At 62.2% G+C, this 14,720-nt stretch carries 19 protein-coding genes and 2 pseudogenes; 13 read left to right on the forward strand and 8 right to left on the reverse strand.

Annotated features, from left to right (window positions below; all coding sequences use genetic code 11):
* Positions 1 to 65 precede the first annotated feature (65 nt).
* Positions 66 to 239: pseudogene (locus NLM15_RS33115) on the forward strand (DNA ligase); the annotation flags it as partial.
* 102 nt (positions 240 to 341) lie between these two features.
* On the opposite strand, the gene NLM15_RS33120 reads toward NLM15_RS33115, so the two are convergent.
* Positions 342 to 485: an SDR family oxidoreductase gene (locus NLM15_RS33120; RefSeq protein ID WP_375166896.1), complete on the reverse strand. Its 144-nt coding sequence runs from the start codon at positions 483 to 485 to the stop codon at positions 342 to 344.
* A 117-nt stretch (positions 486 to 602) separates the two neighbouring features.
* Here NLM15_RS33120 and NLM15_RS33125 point away from each other — a divergent pair, with 117 nt between their 5' ends.
* From NLM15_RS33125 to NLM15_RS33140, 4 genes are all read left to right on the forward strand, one after another.
* Entirely contained in the window at positions 603 to 1,235 is a 633-nt protein-coding gene (locus tag NLM15_RS33125; protein ID WP_254122004.1) for a cysteine hydrolase family protein, read from the forward strand.
* Positions 1,236 to 1,423: 188 nt separating this feature from the next.
* Entirely contained in the window at positions 1,424 to 1,927 is a 504-nt protein-coding gene (locus NLM15_RS33130; RefSeq protein WP_254122005.1) for a ferritin-like domain-containing protein, read from the forward strand.
* Positions 1,928 to 2,180: 253 nt separating this feature from the next.
* Complete coding sequence (locus tag NLM15_RS33135; RefSeq protein ID WP_254122006.1) at positions 2,181 to 2,438, forward strand: response regulator; 258 nt, start codon at positions 2,181 to 2,183, stop codon at positions 2,436 to 2,438.
* A 241-nt stretch (positions 2,439 to 2,679) separates the two neighbouring features.
* Positions 2,680 to 3,165, forward strand: coding sequence for a ferritin-like domain-containing protein (locus NLM15_RS33140; protein WP_254122007.1), 486 nt, complete (start codon positions 2,680 to 2,682; stop codon positions 3,163 to 3,165).
* A gap of 14 nt (positions 3,166 to 3,179) precedes the next feature.
* Here NLM15_RS33140 and NLM15_RS33145 read toward each other — a convergent pair whose 3' ends face one another.
* Genes NLM15_RS33145 through NLM15_RS33160 form a run of 4 tightly spaced genes read right to left on the reverse strand, consistent with a single transcriptional unit; the run spans position 3,180 to position 5,185 of the window.
* Positions 3,180 to 3,668 carry a DUF3147 family protein gene (locus NLM15_RS33145; RefSeq protein WP_254122008.1) on the reverse strand — a complete coding sequence of 163 codons (489 nt, stop codon included), beginning with the start codon at positions 3,666 to 3,668 and terminating at the stop codon, positions 3,180 to 3,182.
* Positions 3,665 to 4,012 carry a DUF3147 family protein gene (locus tag NLM15_RS33150; RefSeq protein WP_254122009.1) on the reverse strand — a complete coding sequence of 116 codons (348 nt, stop codon included), beginning with the start codon at positions 4,010 to 4,012 and terminating at the stop codon, positions 3,665 to 3,667. Before NLM15_RS33150 ends, NLM15_RS33145 begins: the two co-directional genes overlap by 4 nt.
* A complete protein-coding gene (locus NLM15_RS33155; RefSeq protein ID WP_254122010.1) occupies positions 4,009 to 4,614 on the reverse strand; it encodes a cupin domain-containing protein in 606 nt (201 codons plus the stop codon). Before NLM15_RS33155 ends, NLM15_RS33150 begins: the two co-directional genes overlap by 4 nt.
* Positions 4,601 to 5,185 carry a phosphatase PAP2 family protein gene (locus NLM15_RS33160; protein ID WP_254122012.1) on the reverse strand — a complete coding sequence of 195 codons (585 nt, stop codon included), beginning with the start codon at positions 5,183 to 5,185 and terminating at the stop codon, positions 4,601 to 4,603. The genes NLM15_RS33155 and NLM15_RS33160 overlap by 14 nt, the downstream gene beginning before the upstream one ends.
* Positions 5,186 to 5,269: 84 nt before the next feature.
* Between NLM15_RS33160 and NLM15_RS33165 the strand changes: the two genes are divergently transcribed.
* The 6 genes from NLM15_RS33165 to NLM15_RS33190 all read left to right on the forward strand — a co-directional run bounded on the left by NLM15_RS33165 (position 5,270) and on the right by NLM15_RS33190 (position 9,290).
* Entirely contained in the window at positions 5,270 to 5,776 is a 507-nt protein-coding gene (locus tag NLM15_RS33165) for a SemiSWEET family sugar transporter (RefSeq protein ID WP_254122014.1), read from the forward strand.
* A gap of 51 nt (positions 5,777 to 5,827) precedes the next feature.
* Positions 5,828 to 6,424, forward strand: a complete 597-nt coding sequence (locus tag NLM15_RS33170; protein WP_254122015.1) for a hypothetical protein — start codon at positions 5,828 to 5,830, stop codon at positions 6,422 to 6,424.
* A gap of 78 nt (positions 6,425 to 6,502) precedes the next feature.
* Positions 6,503 to 7,450 (forward strand): DUF3618 domain-containing protein, encoded by a 948-nt coding sequence (locus NLM15_RS33175; RefSeq protein WP_254122017.1) that lies wholly within the window; start codon positions 6,503 to 6,505, stop codon positions 7,448 to 7,450.
* A gap of 12 nt (positions 7,451 to 7,462) precedes the next feature.
* Positions 7,463 to 8,143, forward strand: coding sequence for a hypothetical protein (locus NLM15_RS33180; protein ID WP_254122019.1), 681 nt, complete (start codon positions 7,463 to 7,465; stop codon positions 8,141 to 8,143).
* Positions 8,140 to 8,556 (forward strand): phage holin family protein, encoded by a 417-nt coding sequence (locus NLM15_RS33185; RefSeq protein WP_254122020.1) that lies wholly within the window; start codon positions 8,140 to 8,142, stop codon positions 8,554 to 8,556. The genes NLM15_RS33180 and NLM15_RS33185 overlap by 4 nt, the downstream gene beginning before the upstream one ends.
* Positions 8,553 to 9,290: a hypothetical protein gene (locus tag NLM15_RS33190; protein WP_254122021.1), complete on the forward strand. Its 738-nt coding sequence runs from the start codon at positions 8,553 to 8,555 to the stop codon at positions 9,288 to 9,290. The genes NLM15_RS33185 and NLM15_RS33190 overlap by 4 nt, the downstream gene beginning before the upstream one ends.
* Before the next feature lie 83 nt (positions 9,291 to 9,373).
* Here NLM15_RS33190 and NLM15_RS33195 read toward each other — a convergent pair whose 3' ends face one another.
* Complete coding sequence (locus NLM15_RS33195) at positions 9,374 to 9,637, reverse strand: GlsB/YeaQ/YmgE family stress response membrane protein (RefSeq protein WP_249759731.1); 264 nt, start codon at positions 9,635 to 9,637, stop codon at positions 9,374 to 9,376.
* A 51-nt stretch (positions 9,638 to 9,688) separates the two neighbouring features.
* A complete protein-coding gene (locus tag NLM15_RS33200) occupies positions 9,689 to 10,144 on the reverse strand; it encodes a YidB family protein (RefSeq protein WP_254122023.1) in 456 nt (151 codons plus the stop codon).
* Positions 10,145 to 10,416: 272 nt separating this feature from the next.
* Between NLM15_RS33200 and NLM15_RS33205 the strand changes: the two genes are divergently transcribed.
* On the forward strand, positions 10,417 to 12,345 hold the full coding sequence (locus NLM15_RS33205) for an AI-2E family transporter (RefSeq protein WP_254122025.1): 1,929 nt from the start codon (positions 10,417 to 10,419) through the stop codon (positions 12,343 to 12,345).
* 43 nt (positions 12,346 to 12,388) lie between these two features.
* Here the strand turns inward: NLM15_RS33205 and NLM15_RS33210 are convergent, their stop codons facing one another.
* Entirely contained in the window at positions 12,389 to 13,519 is a 1,131-nt protein-coding gene (locus NLM15_RS33210; RefSeq protein WP_254122027.1) for a YihY/virulence factor BrkB family protein, read from the reverse strand.
* Positions 13,520 to 13,745: 226 nt separating this feature from the next.
* Between NLM15_RS33210 and ligD the strand changes: the two are divergent.
* Positions 13,746 to 14,693, forward strand: a pseudogene (ligD, locus tag NLM15_RS33215) (non-homologous end-joining DNA ligase).
* Positions 14,694 to 14,720: the final 27 nt, after the last annotated feature.

A 14,720-nucleotide genomic window follows, 5' to 3' on the forward strand; every position in this document is an offset into this window, starting at 1 on the left:
TTCATGAACGGATTGCAGTGGGCTTGTGATCGACTACAACGACCTTTCGTGCCCCAAAGGTCATCCTCCAAAAGCGGCTGAAGCCCTTGATCCGGAAGACGCAGCTCTACGCGAAACGGATCGCCCACAAGGGCATCTGGGTCGAGCCGAAGCTGCTCGCCGAGGTCGAGTATCGCGCCAAGTCGGCTGAGGGCAAGGTGCGACATCCCTTTTTCAAGGGCCTCCGAGAGGACCTATGACGGCCCATAGGGACGCGGAATTCCAAGCTCTCAGCGCGCGCGGTCCGCCTTCTCGCAAGGACGATCTCCGAAATGCATCTGCCGGCTCGCCAGGTCCGTTGGTCAGCGACCGGTGAATCCGCCGTCCACCGGCAGGACGACGCCGATCACGCAACTAGCGGCCGGGCTGCAAAGCCAGGGTGCCGCGGCGGCGACCTCCGGGCGGCCCAGCCGTCCGATCGACTGCTCCTTCATGATCTCGGCCATCGCCTCGGACTAACCGTGCGGCATTTCCGCTGCCCATATGCCTGCATCGACCATCCTCCTTGCGATAAGGAACCAGGCACGCGCCGGTCCGTTAGAAGCGGCTGTCGAGGAAGAGCAATGTCCAAAGACGACCAGCTCCGCTACGGGGCGCCCGGCGAAAGCGCCGTCCATCACTGCGTCGACATGCAACGCATGTTCGCGGAGAACACCGACTGGAAGATGCCGTGGCTGCCGCGGGTCCTTCCCAACGTCGCCGCCATCGCCTCAGCGCACGCCGAACGAACCATTTTCACCCGCTTCATCCCTGCGCGGACAGCCGGGCAGGCCGGCGGCATGTGGCGGCGCTACTACGAACGCTGGAGCTCGATGACGATGGAGCGGATAGGCCCGGAGATGATCGAGCTGGTGCCGGAGCTTGCCCGCTTCGTGCCGCCCGCGCGCACGTTCGACAAGCACGTCTACTCGCCGTGGATAGGGACCGATCTCCACGCGCAACTGCGCGGCGCAGGCGTGGACACTCTCATCGTCACGGGGGGCGAGACCGATGTCTGCGTGCTCGCAACCGTCCTTGGCGCGGTGGACTGGGGTTTTCGCGTCATCCTCGCCACCGACGCGGTCTGCGGCTCCGCCGACGAGACGCACGATTCCACGATGAACATCTACCTGAACCGGTTCGGCCAGCAGGTCGAATGCGTCGCGACCGAAACTCTCCTCGCCGCGTGGCCTGGAACGGCGAGGCGTTGGTCGTGAGCATGGCATACCGCGTTCAAAACCTGCTGCCCAAAGAGACCGGAGCGCGCCCTGCGGGAGAGGCTCCAGAAGGAGCTGGACCAGGAAGAAATCGTCATCCGCGCCCAGGAAATCATCCCGCTTTGAGGGCGCGAGGAACGGTCGCAGGCGCCGATCGTTTGCTGTCCAAACCCAACCCGGAGGACACCATGGGATTCTTTACCAAGGACATCAAGTCACTGAACGACCTCTTCGTGCACACGCTGCGAGACATCTACTACGCCGAGCAGCAGATCGCGAAGAACCTCCCGGACATGATCGACAAGGCGAGCGACCAGACGCTGAAGAACGGCTTCGAGACCCATCTCTCGGAAACCAAGGACCAGATCACGCGGCTCGAGAAGGTATTCCAGATGCACGGCGTCGAGGCGAAGGGCGTCGACTGCCCGGCGATCGACGGCATCCTGAAGGAAGCGAGCGAAGTCGCGGGCGACGTGGACGACAAACAGGTCCTCGACGCCGCCCTCATCGCCGCCGCCCAGGCCGTGGAGCACTACGAAATCACGCGCTACGGCACCCTGATCGCCTGGGCGAAGAAGCTCGGCCGGGACGATTGCGCCTCCGTCCTGCAGCAGAACCTCGACGAGGAGAAGGCGACGGACCAGAAGCTCAACAAGCTCGCGCTGAGTGACGTGAACCAGAAGGCTGCCTGAGGCCTTCGCTCGCGCTACGTCGCGGACAACTCATTCGATCGAACGCCCCGCGCATTCGCGGGCCCGTTTTCACTTCCGCAGGCGCGGGCGCGATTATCCCATGTGAATCGCGGACCGACCCACGGCTTCGGTGGTTCGAGATCGATTAGGCTTGTCAGATTCTTCGGGTGTTGCCGGTGCGTATCCTCGTCGTTGAAGACGATCCCCTCATCGGCGAGTTCGTCGTCGAGTCCTTTGCGAGGAAGGCTTTGACGTGATCCATGCGGCGAACGGCGAGCAGGCGCTGTCCTGGTGCGGGCGCCAAGCTGCGGATGTGCTGGTCACGGACATAAAGCTGCCTGGCGGAATCGACCGCTGGGAGATCGCCGAGCGCCGCCGCGAGCAGCATCCTGGTCTGCCCGTCATCTATACGACGGGCTTTTCGCCCGTCACGCCCCGCCCGGTCCCCGGCAGCCTCACGCTGCAGAAGCCGTACCATCCGGAGCAGATCGTGGAAGCCCTAGCGAGGTGACGACCGGACGGACGCCGCCCAAGGCCTAGCTCTTGCGATTGGTGAAGCTGGCGTCGCCGGGTTCGGCGCCGATGGTCAGAACGCGGAGGACGGCTCCGTGCCGAACGGGGTCTCACTTTCATGAGTGCTGCCGAGGGCGCCCTTGCGGGCCGCGGTCGCCGATTGTCGCGGACGGGAACCGCGAAACGGCGCGCGCGTTCCATTGCCATCATTGCGAGAGGAAAAGTCGATTATCAAAACCATGGACGACCTGCTGACCCACGGTCTGCAGGACATCTACTACGCCGAACAGCAGATCGTCAAAGCGCTGCCGAAGATGATCGACAAGGCTACCAACCGCGACCTCGTCACCGGCCTGAAGAACCATCTCGAGGAGACCAACAAGCAGGTGGGACGACTCGAAAAGGCCTTCGCCAAGCTCGGCAAGGAGCCCAGCGGCACCAAGTGCCCCGCCATCGACGGGATCATCAGTGAGGCCGACGAGACGGCCGGCGAGATCGAGGACAAGGCCGTTCTGGACGCAGCCATTGTCGCCAACGCGCAGGCCGTCGAGCACTACGAAATGTGCCGCTACGGCACGCTGATTGCCTGGGCCGAAGAGCTCGGCCACGACGAGATCGTGCGCTTCCTCACCACCAATCTGAACGAGGAAAAGGCGGCGAACACCAAGCTCAACACGGTCGCTCTGCGCAAGGGCGTCAACGCGAGAGCCTTCACCGCGGCCTGACGATTAGACCAGCATCAGAAGGGTCGGCTACGCGGCATGGCGGGCCGGCCCTTCTCGCGAGCAGCCGCCCGTCGGTCCGACCTCATCTTGCGTCGCACGTGCCAGCTCGCGACCGAGACCGCCAACCAGGCCAGCGAGGCGCCGACGAAAGCGCCGGCAATACTCCGTTCGACCAAGAGCCAGAACACCACAGCGAACGCGAACATGCTCACCGACCCCAAGGCGGCGCCGGCGGAATCGAGCGCGGCCGCCATCTGTCCCCGTCGCTCCCCGGAAAGGCCGGCTTCGCGCTTGCGACGGATTTCATGCTTTTCGATCAAGGTGGCGCTGGCGCAGAAGATTGCCGGCAGCGCGAGCAAGAGACCGCCGATCGAAGCGCCGTATCGGCTGCTGATGAGGCCCGTGAAAACCGTCGCGGCGCCGCCGAGCGCGAAACGAATGACGTACTCATACCAGCGTCCCTCCCGCAGTGACGAGGGCGAGACGCGGATGGGCGTGGTCATGTTTGACCTCCGGCTACGACCCACAAGCCGAAGGCCGCGGCGAGCCAGACAACGATCGACATCAGGCTCGCGGGCAGCGCCCTCACCCGCGCTCGAACGAGAAGCTGCCAGACAACCACGCTGTAGACGGCGAGCGCGACGGCGCCAGCCGTCATCGATCCCGTCTGGACGGCGGCATAGCCGGCGCCGTGCTGATAGATCGCGATCCCGAGCGTTGCGAGGGCAACGGATGGCGCGGCCCCGAACAAGCCGGCAAAGCTCTTCGGCCTCAGGACGTCGCCCAGCATCGCGAAGGCGGAGACGACCGCGCCGCCGATCAGAAAGCGGAGCACGTACTCGCTCACTTCGGCCTCCTCCAAAGCTTCGCAAGCGGCCCGGCGGCGCCATATACCGGATCCTTGCGTGGGACCGGCACCTTCGAAATTGTCTTCAACGCGCGCGGACGGTCCTCGACCGCCGTACATTCATCGTAAGTCCCCGTTGCCGGATAGGCGCCCACGACGAGAAAATCGTCCTCTGCCGACAAGCACTGGTGGCCGGTCCCCGCCGGCAGGATAGCGACATCGCCGGCTTTCAGAGTGTAGATCCGACCCTTGTTGCCGCCGAAACGTACCCGCCCCTTGCCACGCGCGATGCCGAGCACCTCGTGAATCCGGGAGTGATAGTGCACATAGTCATAGATACCGTCGCGCCAGCTATCGGCCCCGCCGTTCGCCTCGAAGAGATCTTCCATCACCGCAGCGGGGTCATTCTTCCCGTCAAGGTCGATCGCCTTTCGGTAGATGATCAGCGGCCATCTGGGATGATTGGGAATAAGACCGTCGTCCTTGAAGCGAACGGTCTCAGGCTTCCGCTCCCGCACAAGATCGGGGGCTCCTTTTTTTCCGGGACGGCGCAGGCCAGTCGCGCGCTCTGCATACTCCTTCAGGTCCTCAAGTATCGGCATGGCCGTTCTCCATCGATTCGTCGGCGGCATATCCGGTCCAGAGGCGAAGGATTCGCTCCAGCACGGCGCCGAACACGAATCCGGTTACGACGTCGCTTGCCCAGTGCGCCAGCACAGCTACGCGCGTGAGCGACAGGCCGATGGCGAGCGCGCGGATCGCCCGGCGAGTTCCAGGCGGCAAAGGTCCGACCGCGGACGCCAGCGCACCCATATGCTGCGCGTGCCCGGAGGGGAACGCGTTCTTGCGCTTCCCGGAGAACGAGATGCCGTGGACATGTCCGAGCACCGTTCTACGATCGGGGCGGGTCTGGTCGAACAGAGACTTCATGCCGTGGGGCAGAAGCGAAGCGGCGACGGTGACCAGTAAAGCGTGGTTGCCCGCCCGGCGTAGCGCCTCGCCTTGCGTCCGGGTCGCGAGCCAGCCCGCCGCTGCGAGCGCCAGCAGAATCTTCTCATCGGCTCCCCACGTAAGCCCACGTGCAATGATCTCCGCTCGATGATTGGTGCTGCGAGCCACCGTGCGGGCAATCCGCACGTCTGCTTTCGAGGGCTTGACGGTCGCAAGAGCCATTGCTTCGTCCGGTTGATCTACCGGAGTTTAACGCTGGAGACAGTTCCCGGTTCGCTTCGGAGCAACCATACTTTCAAGCCGTTGTTGAAAAAACGAATTGGCGGTCCGATGAAGAAGCGGATGGCGCGAAAATCCTTGCTGACATTGGCCGCCATGCTGGCGCTGGCTGTTCCTGATCGGAGGACAAGATTCCGGTGCGGTGCATGCGGATTCCGGCGCCATTACGGAGAGCGCCGCGGCGGCGGCCGGCGCCAGGGTCTAGCCGACCGATCCTCCGCTAAAGGTCGAACCCAAGTAATCCAGAACCCTTGTTCTCGTTCGCTCCCTACATCGGTCGCCGCGCTCCTCGCCTCGCTCTCCTACCTGACGCAGGTCCGGAAGGCATGGCCGCGCGGATCCACCGGCGACCTATCGCTCGGCATGCTGTCTGCGCTCACGGTGGGACTTGGGCTCTGGGTCATCTATGGAGCTATCGAGGGCGACTGGGTCATCGTGCTGGCCAATATCGCCGGCGCGACGCTGTCGGGCGTCGTCCTGGGCTGCAAAGTTCGGGATATGCTGGCCCAAAGCAGACCCTCCGCAGGAGGTTAGGCCACCAGGAACTCCTCCCGACTTTCAGCGATTTCTGATCCGAAGGAACGCTTGAGCACAGGTCGTAAAGCGGATCGCCGCAGTGACGGATGGAATCTCGCGACAGCGCTGGGACTGCTGGCCGTGGCGTTTCTGTGGGATCGCATCGCGCCGCCCGAAAAAGCGCCTAGAACGAAGGATGACGCTGCCTTCTCCACGAAGGAAGATAACGATCGGCATGCCTCGCCGGCCGAGCTTGCGACGGAGTCCGAGGCCGCGGACGCCACGCCACGTCGCCCGCGGAATTCCCGCGCGGGGATGAAAGGACATTCTCTGGCGGTCTACGGCAACATCGGCGAGCCCCGCGTTCTCGCGCTCGCCGCCGGCATGACCTACTACAGCCTTCTGGCGATCTTCCCCGCCATCGCCCCGCGCGTTGCAATCTACGGCATCTTCTCCGATCCCGGCAGCATCGCAACTCGCCCGGCTTTGGCGTGGACCCTACACTACCTCTGTCGCGGCCAAGCAACGGCCACCGCGCCGCGAGTTCCACGGCTTGCCTGTCACCCGCGAGGCCGTGAAGCAAGCATTGGCCCAATCCCGCGCGCCGTATCGAGAACGACTCCCGTCGACCTTCTGCGGAGAGATCCGCACGGCAGCCGTCCTTAAAGGTCCGTAGGACGCGAGGAACGATCAAATACTGCGCGAGTTCGTCATTAAATCAAAGAATCAAAGGAGGGTGTCGCGATGACGCGATCCGTGGAGGAGTTGAGACGTGAGTCCGAGCGCAGCCGCGCAGAGTTGGCGGCGACGGTGGGGCGATTGAGGGAGCAGATATCGGGCACCGCCGACGACATTCGCCAAAAAGTCTCGCCGCAGCACATCAAATCCGAAGTCACCGAATACATCGACCAAAAGACCCAGAGTTGGATCGACGGGCTCAAGCAACAGATCATGGACAACCCGATGCGCGCTGTGGCCGCGGGGGCCGCAGTCGGTGTCCCGCTGCTCCGCTTGATGCGAGGTACGCCGCTGCCGCTTCTCATGATTGGAGCCGGGCTGGCCCTGACGTCGAAGACAGTACGGGACCGCGCTGCAGAGGTCACCGGTCCGGTCATGGATAAAGCGGAGCGCATGCTTGGGGACGTAACGGAGGGCGCCCGAGCGATGCAGGGTGACGCCAGTGAGACGCTCTCCGCCGCCCAAAATCGAGCCGCGGGGCTGGCAGGTGACGCGCAGGGCAAGGCCGCTGGTCTCGCCTCTGATCTGCGGCAGGCTGCAGGTTTCGCAAGCGAAAAGTTCAAGAGCGGCATGGACGCAGCCCAGGATGCCGCTGCGAACGCACCTGACCAGGCCCGACAGACCATCGGCGACAATGCCGCGCTGATCGGAGGCTTGGGCATCGCGATCGGCGCCATCCTTGCTGCCGCTCTTCCCGAGACCAAGACTGAAGCCGAGGTGATGGGCCGGGCGAGTGACGGAGTGAAGCAGGCTGCGGCCGCCGCCGCGCAATCTGGATTCGAGGCGGCGAAAGAGGCGACCACATCCGCGGCAGATGCGGCGACGCAAAAAGTCGCCGAGGCCGATCTGGGCAGCCACACTAGCCGTATGACGCAAAACATGGCCGACACATTGAAAGAGGCTGCCGACGACGTGGTCAAAGCCGCCTTTAGTCCCTCTCAAACCAACACTTAAAGGATCACCATCATGAGCGATTTGGACCCGCACAACGTGACGCAGTTCGGGAAGAACCAGGGCAAGGGCACCGCCAAAGACATCAAGGAACAAATAAGTGATGCCGGAGCGGAAGTGAAACAGCGCGCTGGCGACGCCTTCCGGGCATCGGCCGACGCCGCACGCGACAAGTTCGGCGAGGCCGCGGATGCGGCAAAGGAGGTTGCGGAAGGAACCGTGGACCAGATCCAGAGCCAGGCGCGCGAGCAGCAACGTTCGGGCGCAGATTTCATCGAGCGTCTGGCAGGCAACATCCGCGACGCGGGCCGCGCGTTTGAGGCCGACGTGCCGTTCGCCGCGCGTGGCATCGATTCCGCCGCCGACTACGTCGCGGACGCCGCACAGAAGATCCGGGATGGAAGCTTCAAAGACCTCGTTGAAGGCGCGACCGATTTTGCCAAACGTCAACCCGCGGCCTTTCTCGGGATATCGGTGCTGGCAGGTTTCGCGGCCGTGCGCTTCCTCAAGGCGTCGGGAGGGCAGTCGTCCTCCGCGGCGCAGCGCGACATGACTGATAGAACAGCGTCGGAGGGCGGCTGGAAGCCGAGCGCGAGCTCGTTCTCGCCGGGCCAACAAACCCGGCCTCAGGACTCCATGCATCGCAGCTCCGATACGAAGCAAACCTCGTCGGCACAGGGCAGCACGGTACCATGAGCATCGAGCGCGATATCAAGACCAGCCAGAGCGAATTTAGGGCCATCTCGACGCTGCTCGGCGATGCCATGGCGCAGTTCGCCAAGCTCTTCCAGAACGAGATTGACTTGGCAAAAGCTGAGCTTGGCGACAAGCTGCAGAAGATCGGCGGGGCGCTGGGCCTGATTGTAGGTGGCGCCGTTCTGGTGATCCCGGCGATCGTCATGGCCCTTTTTGCCCTGTCGGCCGCATTGATCTCGGCGGGATGGTCGCCGCCGGTCTCCTATCTGACCTCGGCAGTCATCGCGGCGGTCATCGCCGCCGTCCTGATAGCCATCGGCATCAGCCGACTTGATGCGCGTCATCTAGCCCCCCAGGAAACGATCAGCCAGCTCGAAAAGGATAAGGATACCGTGAAGGAAATGGTGCGATGAGCAGCACAAACATCAGCTTTATGGACAGTTTGGTCACCGCCGCCCGGGAAAACCCCCTCGCCGCAGCGCTGATTGGGGGCGGCGCGCTCTGGTTGCTTGCCGGCGACCAGAGGCTGAAGAGTGCGGCGCGATCGGCGACGGAGGCCGTTGCATCCGCCGCCGACGTCGGAACGAGTGGTCTCAAGTCGGCGGCATCCGCCGTCAAGCAGACCGTAGCGCCTCCGACAGCACCTGAAATGGACGACGATCGGGCAATGGGCGTTAGAGACACGTTTGAGGGCACGACCACTGCCGCTTCCGATGCGGTGTCGGGAGCAGCCAACAACGTCCGCGACCGCTTCGACGAGGGGGTCGCCTTCGCACAGGACCAGTTCAACAAGCTTGGTCGCCCGTTTCCAGATAAAGAAACCATCAACAGCGCGAGGTCGTCACTTGCCGATATGCTTGAACGGCAACCCCTCGTGCTTGGAGTCGTGGGTATCGCGATCGGTGCAGCGGTGGCAGGTGCGTTTCGTGCGTCCGATATGGAGAACAAGTATATCGGCGACGTCAGCGACGATGTGAAGGCGGATCTCAATCGACGCGCGGGTGCGGTGTCGCAGGCGCTGCGGGAAGCTTCGGACACCGTCGTCGCAGAGATCAGCGACACCGGGGCTGAACTTGTGGACCGCCTCAAGCAAACTGGCTCGGATGCCGCCGCAGCTGCGCGTTCCGAGGTGAAGTCGCCTTCATGAGTTCATGAGTTATCGCGGGAGCGCGCCGGCGGCACGCTCCCCGCGACCTGATCGGGCAAGATACAAGCCTGGCTTTCTACTGTTCAAATCACGCGCCTTTGGCGCCCGGCGAAGAGACCATACACAAAGAGTACGATGATGGCGCCGACCACGGCACCGATGAGTCCAGCGCCTTCTCCGGGACGGTACCAGCCAAGAGCCTGACCGAGGTAGGTCGCAACGAAGGCGCCGACAATGCCGAGAATGGTCGTCAGGATGAACCCGGAGGGTTCGTTGTCGCCTGGCATGATGAATTTTGCGATGACTCCCGCGATAAAGCCGATGATAATCGTCCAGATAATGCTTATGGTCCGCTCCTTCGAATAAACAACGGCAACCGTTCAAGGGCCATCCGACAACTAAGAGGTTGGTATCCGCCCCTCGGGTGTGTACCTGTCGATGGCCTGCGGCAGTTCACGCGAGAGCCTTGCGAGGATTTCGTCGTGAGACAGCCCGGTCTCTTTCTCGAGCTTGTCCAACACGTCGGGCCCGATTGCTTCCCGCAGTTGCGGAGGCGAGATCTCCTTATTCGGCTCAGAGCTGACCCAAGACTTCGCCACGTCGCCATGGCCGTTTTGGTTGAATTTCTCCAAGAGCTCGCCGATTCCTCCCTGAAGCAGTCCTCCGACACCCGCTCCGCTCAGCATGCCAGTGAGGTTGCTGAGCAGGCCGCCAAGCGGCTGTTGGGCATTGGAGGGCGCGAGAGATCCGGATCCCGGGCCTTTGAGAAACTCCGCCAGCTTGTCTCGATTCTGGTAGCCGGCGATCGCCAGCATCCCGAGAAGTGCAGTCATGGACGGCATTCCGCGACTCATTTGCGGGTCCTTTCAGGTTGAGACAGCTCGAACTCGGAAAGCCCCAGCTCTGTTCCTATGCGCCGACACTCGAAGGGTCGCGCTGATCGCAAGGGCAGATAGGAGCAAGAAGGGCTCGGCTTGGACTCACGAATGACGAGTGCTTGCCTCAGGCAACCGCATGCCTGCGTTTATCAGAAGGTATCTGCGCAATCTTCGTGGGAACGTTTGGCAGAATGACGGGTTCGGCTAGGCGCTGCGCCCCTTCGAGGGGCCTGCTTCATAGGGCTGCCATGGCTAACGCGGATCGCTTCGAACCCTGGGAAGAGGAGCGTGTTCCCGCGGCGTCCGGCCCGGCCTCAACCCTCTTATCGCTGCAGGTCGGCGTCGCTATCGTAGCTGCGCTTTACCTCGCACGAGAGGTACTCGTCCCGATTACGGTCGCGGTTCTTCTGTCGTTCGTCCTGTCCCCTTTGGTGAACTTTCTTCGGCGGTTGCGGCTCGGTCGGATCCCGTCAGTGCTTATCGCCGTGCTTTTTGCGATCGGAATTATTGGCATCATCGGCACGATCATCGGCTCGCAAGTTGCACAATTGACGCGCCATGCTCCCGAATATGCGGAAACCATCGAAAAGAAGATTTCGACCGTGCGTGAGTTGGCGCTGGACAAGATGTCCGGCGTACTTGAGCATTTTGGATATGATGCGAAGCCTAGGCAACCTATCGTGCCGCCGTCGGCGCCCAAGATCGACCGGTCGGCCGGCGAGCAACAAACGCTCGGAAACCAGCCGACAAACCCATTAGCTCTGCTTGAGAAATACCTGTCTCCCGTCCTGTCACCATTTGCCACGTTCGGCATCATCGTGGTGGTCGCCATCTTCGTGCTACTGCAGAAGGAAGATCTGCGGGATCGTATGATCAGATTGTTCGGCTCGACGGATTTACATCGAACCACCGTGGCGATGGACGACGCTGCGAAGCGATTGAGCCGCTACTTCCTTGCCCAACTCGGGCTCAATTCCGCATTTGGTGTCGTCATCGGGGTAGGCCTCTATTTCATCGGCGTGCCCAACCCCCTTCTCTGGGGGATCCTTTCCGCGTTGCTCCGATTTGTGCCCTACATCGGATCATTCATCTCGGCGGGCCTGCCCATCATACTTGCAACGGCAGTTGACACGGGCTGGTCTATGGCGATCTGGACGGCTGCACTTTACGTCGTCATCGAACTGCTCGTGAGCCAAGGCGTTGAGCCCATCCTCTATGGCCATAGCACCGGTCTATCTCCGTTTGCGGTCGTGGTTTCGGCCATATTCTGGAGCTGGCTCTGGGGATCGGTCGGGCTTGTCCTTTCGATGCCACTGACACTGTGCCTGGTCGTTCTCGGCAGGCACGTGGACCGACTTGAATTTCTTGATATCCTGCTTGGCGACAGGCCCCCGCTGACGCCGGTCGAGAGCTTCTATCAACGTATCTTGGCAGGAGATGCCGATGAGGCCCAAGACCATGCAGAACTCCTGCTGGACGAGCGCTCCTTGTCCTCCTATTACGACGAGGTCGCGCTCAAGGGTTTGCAGCTTGCCGCCAACGACGCCGAGCGCGGTGTGATCGGTCATCGGCAATTGGAAAAAGTCAGGAATACGATTTTCGGCCTGATACGGGAGCTGGCGACCTATGATGATAGCCATCCGTCTCGGTCCGGAGAGCCGCCGGCTGGCACTCCGAAAGACCAGCGGCCCGTTGCGGAAGCGCCTCCGCCAGATACGATGTTGAACTCTCAATCGCTATCGGCGCAATGGCGGGGCGAGAGTCCGGTGTTGTGCCTTGCTGGCAAGGGCCCTCTCGATGAATCCGCAGCTGCGATGCTGGCGCAGCTCCTTGAGAAACACGGACTGGGAGCAAGGGTTGCGAGCTATCATGAAGCCTCGCGTGAAGGGATCGGCTCTTTGGAGGTGACGGGAGTCGCTATGGTCTGCATTTCTTACCTCGACATACGGGGCAATCCTTCGCATTTGCGCTACCTGCTTCAGCGCCTGAGACGAAGGCTTAGGGGTGTTCCCATCCTCGTCGGTTTATGGCCCGCAGAAGACGAGGTTCTCAAAGACAGAGCGGTGCAGACAGCGGTGGGTGCGGATCACTACGTCACATCGCTGCGAGCAGCCGTAGATGCGTGTGTAGCTGAAGCCCGCCGGGGATCCCGCCCAGCATCTTTGTCCTCAATGTAATCCTCAAAGCTACCCGGCTCGACGAGCTGCGCCACCTGCTCATTCACGAACCTTGTGCCGCACCTACCGTGTCCGCGACTCGGGCCCCGCGCGCGCCGATGCGGTCTGGGGGACCCGTGGTGGTGTCGCGGGCGGTCTGATGCTCCATCTCGGCGTCGATCTCGGCGCCTAGGAGAACAACGATGGCTGAGATCCATAGCCAAGTCATGAAGCCGACGATTGCCCCAAGCGATCCGTACGTCTCGTTGAACTTGCCAAAGCTGGCGGCGTACCAGGAAAACAAGCCGGATACGGCGAGCCAAAGGAGCGCCGCGATCGCGCTGCCCCACGTGACCCAGCGCCATTGCGCTGCCTCTCGGCTGGGGCCATAGCGGTAAATCACGGCCAGGGCCAACGTGAGTACCACGAACATCGCAGGCCATCTGCCGATGCGCAGCAGTAGGTCACCGCTATTGGACAAACCTACATAGTTGAGGAGCACCGGAACAGCGACGATAGAGCCGAGAGCCGCTATGATGAATAAGATGCCTCCGAGCGTAAACGCCAGTGAAACAGCGTTCAGCTTGAAGAACCCACGCTTCTCGTCCTCCCCATGGACGATGTTCATGGTGTCGAACAGCGACTTCATGGCGGCATTCGCACTCCAGAGAGACGTTGCTAGTCCAATCAGGAAGGTGACGCCGAGCGTGTTGGAGCCCTTGGAAGCCACCCGGGTCATCTGCTCTCTCGCAACATCCAACGCTCCACCCGGCAAGAATCCACCAAGCTGATCGAGGTGTTTGCTGATGGTCATGGGATCAGAGAAGAGCCCGTAAACCGCAACCAGCGCGGCGATCGCGGGAAATATGGCAAGGATGCTGTAGTAGGTCATCCCTGCGGCAAGAGCCATGATGCGATGTTCAGAGATGTTGTTGTAGACCCGGAGCAGGATATCCTTCCATCCCTTCGCCGGGATCTCGGATGGCGAGGCGGCGTGCCGACCTCGGCCGTCTTCCCCAACTCGCGCGTCGGCTCTCGCAGGAGGGGCGGGTGACCTTCTCGAAAGTTGCGCCGCGTCCTCGGGCGGAGCCATTCGTTCAACGACAAAAGCTACTGCAAGCAGGCCGATAGCCGTAGCCAATCCCCATTTGCCAAGCTGTTCTTGCTCACCCGATTTTGTCAAAATATCTCTCATGTTGCTCTCCGAACATCCAATCAAATCCGGTCGAGAGCGTTCCTTTTTCAGTTTCTGCGCAAGCGATAGGGCGAGGACTTCTTTGCAGTGAGGCGTAGGCGGCAGGCGAGCTGGTGGCTGTATAGATTTGGGCTCTGCATTCCCAATTCCGCCGAAGCTCTCCCTTGTCGGGCGGAACCCACGATGCTTCCCGCTCGTTCGTATCCATTTCCGGCTTTTATCGTCCATGCCTCGAAAATCGCGCTTGCCTCTTCGCCTGCAGCCCATGCTGGCCACGCTGACGGATGCGCCGTTCGACGATCCGGATTGGGTCTTCGAAGACAAATTCGATGGTTTCCGCATGGTCGCGGAGATCCGGAGCGGTCAGGTCGCGCTCTACAGCCGCAACGGGAAGATCATCAGCCACTCCTATGTCGAGGTCGCGAAAGCACTTGAGGGCGTGAAGGCGGGCGCCGCAATCGACGGCGAACTCGTCGCGATCGGGAAGGACGGCGTATCCCATTTCCAGTTGCTTCAAAACGCCCTGCGCCACGAGGCTAAGCTTTTGTACTGCGCGTTCGACCTCATGTTCGCAGACGGCGAGGACCTGCGTGCGCTGCCGCTCCTCGAGCGCAAGAAGCGGCTCAAGGCCATCCTGCCGCGCCACAAGCTGATCGCGTTCAGCAACCACCGCAAAGGCAGCGGCACAAAGTTCTTCGCAGAAGCAGAGCGGAGACATCTCGAAGGCATCGTGGCCAAGCGCGCCGATAGCCCGTATAACTCTGGACGCCGGACCGCGGACTGGCTGAAGGTGAAGACCGCGCAGCGGCAGGAGGTCGTGATCGCCGGCTTCACGGCGCCGAGGCGAACCCGGCCCTTCTTCGGCGCGCTCGTGCTGGCGGTACGCGAAGGGGGCGCATGGCGGTACATCGGCCACGTAGGCACCGGCTTCAGCCACCAGGTTCTCGAAGAGCTTCACGGCAAGCTCGTGAGGCTCAAGACAGGCAAGTCGCCGTTCTCCGCCAAGGTGAAGGACGAGCGGGTCACGACCTGGGTGCGTCCTTCGTTGGTCGCGGAAGTGAAGTTCGCCGAGTGAACCAGCAAGGGAGAGCTGCGCCAGCCGATCTATCTCGGCCTGCGGTCCGACAAAAAGGCCAAGGACGTCGTTCGCGAAAAGAGTGGGTCGCGAAAATAGCGCCGCCGAACAGAGACGTCCGACCCG

The sequence above is a fragment of the Bradyrhizobium sp. CCGB20 genome, from assembly GCF_024199855.1.
In the GTDB taxonomy this organism is placed as follows: domain Bacteria; phylum Pseudomonadota; class Alphaproteobacteria; order Rhizobiales; family Xanthobacteraceae; genus Bradyrhizobium.

What these genes read in the sequence shown, in the direction of transcription:
- NLM15_RS33120 (WP_375166896.1), bottom strand. Translation starts at nt 485, where the DNA reads ATGGCCGAGATCATGAAGGAGCAGTCGATCGGACGGCTGGGCCGCCCG.
- NLM15_RS33125 (WP_254122004.1), top strand. Translation starts at nt 603, where the DNA reads ATGTCCAAAGACGACCAGCTCCGCTACGGGGCGCCCGGCGAAAGCGCC.
- NLM15_RS33130 (WP_254122005.1), top strand. Translation starts at nt 1,424, where the DNA reads ATGGGATTCTTTACCAAGGACATCAAGTCACTGAACGACCTCTTCGTG.
- NLM15_RS33140 (WP_254122007.1), top strand. Translation starts at nt 2,680, where the DNA reads ATGGACGACCTGCTGACCCACGGTCTGCAGGACATCTACTACGCCGAA.
- NLM15_RS33145 (WP_254122008.1), bottom strand. Translation starts at nt 3,668, where the DNA reads ATGACCACGCCCATCCGCGTCTCGCCCTCGTCACTGCGGGAGGGACGC.
- NLM15_RS33155 (WP_254122010.1), bottom strand. Translation starts at nt 4,614, where the DNA reads ATGCCGATACTTGAGGACCTGAAGGAGTATGCAGAGCGCGCGACTGGC.
- NLM15_RS33160 (WP_254122012.1), bottom strand. Translation starts at nt 5,185, where the DNA reads ATGGCTCTTGCGACCGTCAAGCCCTCGAAAGCAGACGTGCGGATTGCC.
- NLM15_RS33175 (WP_254122017.1), top strand. Translation starts at nt 6,503, where the DNA reads ATGACGCGATCCGTGGAGGAGTTGAGACGTGAGTCCGAGCGCAGCCGC.
- NLM15_RS33180 (WP_254122019.1), top strand. Translation starts at nt 7,463, where the DNA reads ATGAGCGATTTGGACCCGCACAACGTGACGCAGTTCGGGAAGAACCAG.
- NLM15_RS33185 (WP_254122020.1), top strand. Translation starts at nt 8,140, where the DNA reads ATGAGCATCGAGCGCGATATCAAGACCAGCCAGAGCGAATTTAGGGCC.
- NLM15_RS33190 (WP_254122021.1), top strand. Translation starts at nt 8,553, where the DNA reads ATGAGCAGCACAAACATCAGCTTTATGGACAGTTTGGTCACCGCCGCC.
- NLM15_RS33200 (WP_254122023.1), bottom strand. Translation starts at nt 10,144, where the DNA reads ATGAGTCGCGGAATGCCGTCCATGACTGCACTTCTCGGGATGCTGGCG.
- NLM15_RS33205 (WP_254122025.1), top strand. Translation starts at nt 10,417, where the DNA reads ATGGCTAACGCGGATCGCTTCGAACCCTGGGAAGAGGAGCGTGTTCCC.
- NLM15_RS33210 (WP_254122027.1), bottom strand. Translation starts at nt 13,519, where the DNA reads ATGAGAGATATTTTGACAAAATCGGGTGAGCAAGAACAGCTTGGCAAA.